We start from the raw sequence: 6,670 nt of genomic DNA, 5'->3' as shown, positions 1-6,670 counted from the left end.
CTCATCGGACAGGTCGCTCTTGTAGGGCTTGCGGTCACTCATCCGAACAGCCCAGCAGGACCAAGCAGCAGGACCAGCCCCAACCGCCCAAACCCGCACGATCAGGCGATCGTGAAACCGTCATACCGGCTCAGAATGCCCTCTGAGAGCTCTGCCCCCGGAAACGAGCCGCCCCTCCGTCTGCTCATACGGCAAGGCCCGGAACCCCGAGGGGGTTCCGGGCCTCTCGCGCGTCCGCGGCGAACTACTTCGGCTGCGGCTTGCGTACCGACAGGTGCAGCTCCCGCAGGCGGGACTCGTCCAGTTCGGTCGGGGCGCCCATCATCAGGTCCTGGGCGTTGCCGTTGAGCGGGAAGGCGATGGTCTCGCGGATGTTGGGCTCGTCCGCGAGCAGCATGACGATGCGGTCGACGCCCGGCGCGATGCCGCCGTGCGGCGGGGCGCCGAAGCGGAACGCGCGGAGCATGCCGGCGAACTTCTCCTCGACGGTCTCACGGTCGTAGCCCGCGATCTCGAAGGCCTTGAGCATGATGTCCGGCTCGTGGTTGCGGATGGCGCCGGAGGACAGCTCGACACCGTTGCACACGATGTCGTACTGCCAGCCCAGGATGTCCAGCGGGTCCTGGGTCTCCAGGGCCTCCAGGCCGCCCTGCGGCATCGAGAACGGGTTGTGGGAGAAGTCGATCCCGCCCGTCTCCTCGTCCCGCTCGTACATCGGGAAGTCGACGATCCAGCAGAAGCGGAAGACGTTCTCCTCGAACTGGCCGGCGCGCTTGGCGGCCTCCACCCGCACCGCGCCCATGATCTTCGAGACCTCGTCGAAGTCGCCCGCGCCGAAGAACACGGCGTGACCGGGGGCCAGCGACAGCCGCTTGGTCAGCTCCGCGACGTTCTCCTCGGTCAGGAACTTCGCGATCGGGCCGGTCAGCGCGCCGTCCTCGCCGACCCGCACCCACGCCAGGCCCTTCGCGCCCTGCTCCACCGCGTACTCGCCGAGCTGGTCGAAGAACTTGCGGGGCTGGCCGGCGGTGTCCGGCACCGGCAGCGCGCGGACGTGCTTGCCCGCGAACGCCTTGAACTCCGAGCCCGCGAAGATGTCGGTGATGTCGACGAGCTCCAGCTTGGCGCGCAGGTCCGGCTTGTCGGAGCCGTACTTCAGCATCGCCTCGCGGAACGGGATCCGCGGGAAGGGGGAGGTGACGTGGCGGCCGCCGCCGAACTCCTCGAAGAGCTCCGTCATGAGCTTCTCGATCGGCTGGAAGACGTCCTCCTGCTCGACGAAGCTCATCTCGACGTCGAGCTGGTAGAACTCGCCCGGCGAGCGGTCCGCGCGGGCGTCCTCGTCACGGAAGCAGGGCGCGATCTGGAAGTAGCGGTCGAAGCCCGAGATCATCAGCAGCTGCTTGAACTGCTGGGGGGCCTGCGGGAGGGCGTAGAACCTGCCCGGGTGCACACGGGAGGGGACCACGTAGTCGCGGGCGCCCTCGGGGGAGGTGGCGGACAGGATCGGCGTCGCCATCTCGTTGAAGCCCATCGCCGACATCTTGTGGCGGATGGCGGAGATGACCGCCGTGCGCAGCAGGATGTTGCGGTGCATGCGCTCGCGGCGCAGGTCCAGGAAGCGGTACTCCAGGCGCCGCTCCTCGTTGACCCCGTCCTCGGTGTTGATGGTGAAGGGGAGCGGGGCCGCCGCGCCCAGCACCTCGACCTCGCCGACCTCGATCTCGATCTCGCCGGTGGGCAGCTCGGCGTTGACGTTGTCGGCGCCGCGGGAGACGACCTTGCCGTCGGCGCGGACGACGGTCTCCTTCGAGAGCTTGTCGAGGGCCTCGTACGCGGGCGTGCCGGGGCGGGCGACGAGCTGCGTGATGCCGTAGTGGTCGCGCAGATCGATGAAGAGGATGCCGCCCAGGTCGCGCCGATTGTGCAGCCAGCCACTCAGCCGGACGTCGGTGCCGACGTCAGAGGCGCGGAGCTCGCCGCAGGTGTGGGACCTGTACCGATGCATCGTCGTTCATCCAGTCTTCGCGGATCGGGGATCACCGGGCGGGCACGGCCCGGACCTACCAAGCGTACCGGGCACCTCAAGATCGGCTCCCCACCATTAAGAGAGGTCCCGGGCGGTGAGGGGGCAGTACGGGGGCAGCACCGAAGTCCGCACGGCCATACACCTTCGGTGGCAGTGTTCGATCGCCTCTTCTTACAGTGGGGCAATGCGCACTGGTGAGCCCCTGCCCGCCGTGGGGGACGTACTCGCCTCCCTCGCGACCGGGATGTGGCACTGGGACACGGCCACCGGCCTGGTCTCGGTCGACGCCGAGGCGGCCCGACTGCTCGGGCTGCCCGCCGAGGCGGCCACACTCAGGGAAGCCCAGGTGCGCGCCCGGCTCCACCCGGTCGACTGGAACGAGATAACCGGCGTGGTGCAGCTGGCCGTCACCGAGGGCACCCTCGCCGAGGTGCGCATCCGCATCATGGACGAGCGCAACCGGATCATCCGCGTCGTGCGCAGCCGCTCCAAGCCGACCTTCGACGCCCGCAAGAAGGCGTACAAGCTGATCGGCACCCTTCAGGAGGTCGCCGAGCCGACGCCCGGTTCCCCGGCCGGGCGAAGAGCGGTCACCGGGGACTGGCGGCGCTCGCGGGAGGCCTTCCTGCTCGACGCCGGGCGGGCGCTGGCCGAGGCCCGCTCCACTGCGGAGGTGCTGCGGGTGGCGGCCGGCCTGTCGATGCCGGGATTCTCGCCGGACGGGCTGGCGGTCTTCGGCGTCCAGGCCGACCGGCTGACGATCATCGGCCACCACGGGCAGCGGCCCGGCGACGAGGGCCCCTTCGTGCACATGGCGCTGGAGACGGACTACCCGGCCGCCGAGGTGGTCCGCACCGGGCGGGCCGTCTACCTCTCCTCCCCGGGGCAGTACAAGTCCCGCTATCCGCTCACCTGGCCGCTCGCCGAGCGCTTCCACCGCCATTCCTGGGCGTTCCTGCCGCTGACCGTCGCGGGCCGCACGATGGGCGCCTGGATGGCCGCCTTCACCTACCCGGTGGCCTTCACTCCCGACGAGCGCTCGGTGCTGACCACGGTGGCCCGCATGCTCGCCCAGGCCCTGTCCCGGGCCGGGACCGCGGAGACCGAGCGGGAGCTGAGCGAGGGCCTCCAGCGGTCGATGATGCCGACGCTGGGCCCCGAGGTCCCCGGCATGGACATGGCCGCCCGCTACGTACCCACCGGCGGCGGCCTCCAGGTCGGCGGCGACTGGTACGACATGATCCCGCTGCCCGGAGCCACCTCGCGGTCCCGCACGTCCTCCGGGTCGGGACGCTTCGCCATGGTCATCGGGGACGTCCAGGGCCACGACGTGCGCGCCGCGGGGCTGATGGGCCAGCTGCGCATCGCCCTGCGCGCCTACGCCTGCGAGGGGCACCGCCCCGACGCGGTGCTCTCCCGCGCCTCCCGCTTCCTGCACGGCATCCTCGCCGCCGGTGCCGACGGCGAGGACGGCGGGAACGGCGAGGACGGCGGGAACGGCGAGGACGGCGGGAACGGCGAGGACGGCGGGAACGGCGAGGACTGTGACGAGGTCGCCGACCTGCGCTTCGCGACCTGCCTGTACGCCGAGGTCGACCCGCGCACCGGGGTCCTGGAGGTGGCCCGCGCGGGGCACCCGGACCCGGTGATCCGGATGGCGGACGGCACGGTGCTGCAACGCCCGACGGCCGGCGGGCTGCCGCTCGGCATCGACCCGGACTCCGACTACCCGACCACCCGGTTCACCCTGGAGCCGGGCGAGACGATGATGATCTGCACGGACGGCCTGATCGAGACCGGCGGCCACGACCTGGCCACCGGATGGCAGCGGATCCGTACGATCCTGGAACGGCACGGCGGCGACGCCGAGGAACTCGCCGACGCGCTGGTGCAGGCCGTGCACGGACCCTCCTCGCACCACACCACCGGGCCCCTGGCCGACCGCCGCGAGGACGACATCGCCGTGCTGCTGCTGAGCCGGCGCCGCGACGGCCGGGCGGTCCGCCCCAGGCTGCGGCACACCCTGATGACGGTCGCGCAGGCCGAGCCCGAGCGGGTCTCCGTGGCCCGCCAGCAACTGCGGGAGCTACTGCACGACTGGTCGAGCGAGGAGCACGTGGACTCGGCGGTGCTGCTGCTGTCGGAGACCCTCGCCAACGTCCTGCTGCACACCGACGTCGACGCGCTGGTGCTGGCCGAGGTCAGCGGGGAGCGGGGCGAGCGGCGTCTGCGGGTGGAGGTCACCGACGCCGGCGACGATCTGCCGCACAAGCGCCGGCCCGGCGAACTCGCCTCCTCCGGGCGCGGACTGGTGCTGATCGAACTGCTCGCGGACGCGTGGGGCGTCGTGCCGCGGGGCCAGGGCAAGAGCATCTGGTTCGAGCTGTACGAGGCCTCGCCGGCCAGGTGAGCCGCTCCGCCGCGTGAGCCCTACGGCGAAGCCGCGTACCGTTCCCGCAGCTCGTGCGCGGTCCCGAAGGCCGCCGCGGTCAGCGGCACCGCCAGCAGCATCCCCACGATCCCGGCGACCGACGCGCCCCCGGTGATCGCCAGCATCACCACCGCCGGGTGCATCTGCACGGTCCGGCTCTGGATCACCGGCTGGAGCACATGCCCCTCCAGCACCTGTACCGCCAGCACCACCCCGAACGCCCACAGCGCGATGACGAACCCGCGGTCGGCGAGCGCGACCAGTACGGCGACCGCACCGGAGAGGAAGGCGCCCAGGTAGGGGATGTAGGCGCCGACGAAGACCAGCGCGCCGAGCCCGACCGCACCGGGCACCTTCAGCACCAGCAGGCCGACGGTGATGCAGCCGGCGTCGATCAGCGCGATGAGCGTCGTGCCGCGCATGAAGCCCTCCACGGCCGCGAAGGCCCGCCGGGCCATGGCCTCCGCGGTGTCGCCGGTCCCGCGCGGGGAGAGTGTGCGCAGGGTGGCGGCGGCCTTGTGCGAGTCGCGCAGGAAGAAGAACACGAGCAGCAGGGCCAGGACGGCCATGGCGAGCGACTCGCCGACCACGCTGACCCCGCTGATGACGTTGGAGGCGGCCGTCCCGCCGAACTTCTCCAGCAGCCGCCTGCCGTTGGAGGCGAGGTCGTCCAGCGAGGTCCCGGCCGCCCCGAAGTGGATGGCGAGCGACTGCGCGGCCTTCTTGAGCGAGGCGATGATCTGGTCCCCGCTGTCGATCAGCGCGGCGACCACGATGTACACCGCACCGCCGACGACCACGACGACCGCCACACAGGTGATCCCGGCGGCGAGCGACCGGTTCACCCCCGCCTCCACGAGCCGCCGGAAGAGCGGCTGCAGCAGAGCCGTCCCCAGCAGCGCCAGCAGCACCGGGATCACCGCGGTCCGGAACACCACGCACAGCTGGGCCCCGATCCACACCACCCCGGACACCAGCAGAACGGCGGCGCACCAGGCGGCGAGACGCCGGACGGGCTCGGGCAGCAGCGGGGCGGGGGCCTGCACGCCTCCAGACGATCACACGCCGGACGGGCTGTCCCGCGCGGACGGCCCACCCGGGTGACACGGCGCCGGCCACCGGCGGTCCGGCCGGTGGCGCGGTCCGTATCCCGCACCGGGCCCGGCAGGAACGCGGAAGGGCCCCGTCCTCAAGTGGACGGGGCCCTCGCTCCCAGCGACCGGGAAGGCCTACAGCCCGTCCTCGGTCATCCCGTGGACCGCCGGGACGGTGCCGAGGCGGCCCTTCTTGAAGTCCTCGAACGCCTGCATCAGCTCGTCCCGGGTGTTCATGACGAAGGGGCCGTAGTGGGCCATCGGCTCGCGGATCGGCTGCCCGCCGAGGAGGACGACCTCCAGGTCGGGTGTGTGCGCGTCCTGCTTCTCGTCCGCGCGGACGGTCAACGAGGAACCGGCGCCGAAGACCGCGGTCTGGCCGAGGTGGATCGGCCGGCGCTCGGCGCCCACGGTGCCGCGTCCCGCCATCACGTACGCCAGGCCGTTGAAGTCCTCCCGCCAGGGCAGGGTGACCTCCGCGCCCGGCGCCACCGTCGCGTGGATCATCGTGATCGGCGTGTGCGTGATCCCGGGGCCGGCGTGGCCGTCCAGCTCACCGGCGATGACCCGCAGCAGCGCGCCGCCGTCGGGGGAGGTGAGGAGCTGGACGCTGCCGCCGCGGATGTCCTGGTAGCGCGGCGCCATCATCTTGTCCTTGGCCGGCAGGTTCACCCACAGCTGGAGGCCGTGGAAGAGGCCGCCGGACACGACCAGCGACTCCGGCGGGGCCTCGATGTGCAGCAGGCCGCTGCCCGCCGTCATCCACTGGGTGTCGCCGTTGGTGATGGTGCCGCCACCACCGTTGGAGTCCTGGTGGTCGAAGACTCCGTCGATGATGTACGTGACGGTCTCGAAGCCACGGTGGGGGTGCCAGGGGGTGCCCTTGGGCTCGCCCGGCGCGTACTCCACCTCACCCATCTGGTCCATCATGATGAACGGGTCGAGGTGGCGGTAGTTGATCCCCGCGAACGCCCGGCGCACCGGGAAGCCCTCGCCCTCGAATCCGCTGGGCGCGGTCGTGACGGTGAGCACGGGACGTGCCACGGCATCGGCGGGCGCGGCCACACGGGGCAGCGTCAACGGGTTCTCGACGGTCACTGCAGGCATGTCGGTTCC

At 71.6% G+C, this 6,670-nt stretch carries 4 protein-coding genes; 1 reads left to right on the top strand and 3 read right to left on the bottom strand.

From position 1 onward, the window contains the following. Nucleotides 1-244: 244 nt before the first annotated feature. Nucleotides 245-2,008 (bottom strand): aspartate--tRNA ligase, encoded by a 1,764-nt coding sequence (gene aspS / locus ACIQFZ_RS23980; RefSeq protein ID WP_365420619.1) that lies wholly within the window; start codon nt 2,006-2,008, stop codon nt 245-247. Nucleotides 2,009-2,213: 205 nt separating this feature from the next. On the opposite strand from aspS, the gene ACIQFZ_RS23975 reads away from it, so the two are divergent. After that, a complete protein-coding gene (locus ACIQFZ_RS23975; protein WP_402692090.1) occupies nt 2,214-4,439 on the top strand; it encodes a SpoIIE family protein phosphatase in 2,226 nt (741 codons plus the stop codon). Nucleotides 4,440-4,459: 20 nt separating this feature from the next. On the opposite strand, the gene ACIQFZ_RS23970 is transcribed toward ACIQFZ_RS23975, so the two are convergent. Beyond that, nucleotides 4,460-5,506, bottom strand: a complete 1,047-nt coding sequence (locus ACIQFZ_RS23970; RefSeq protein ID WP_365420624.1) for an AI-2E family transporter — start codon at nt 5,504-5,506, stop codon at nt 4,460-4,462. A 183-nt stretch (nt 5,507-5,689) separates the two neighbouring features. Continuing rightward, a complete protein-coding gene (locus tag ACIQFZ_RS23965; RefSeq protein WP_365420627.1) occupies nt 5,690-6,661 on the bottom strand; it encodes a pirin family protein in 972 nt (323 codons plus the stop codon). Nucleotides 6,662-6,670 lie beyond the last annotated feature (9 nt).

Source organism: Streptomyces sp. NPDC093064 (genome assembly GCF_044754605.1).
In the GTDB taxonomy this organism is placed as follows: domain Bacteria; phylum Actinomycetota; class Actinomycetes; order Streptomycetales; family Streptomycetaceae; genus Streptomyces.
This window is presented reverse-complemented; position numbering and strand designations above follow the sequence as displayed.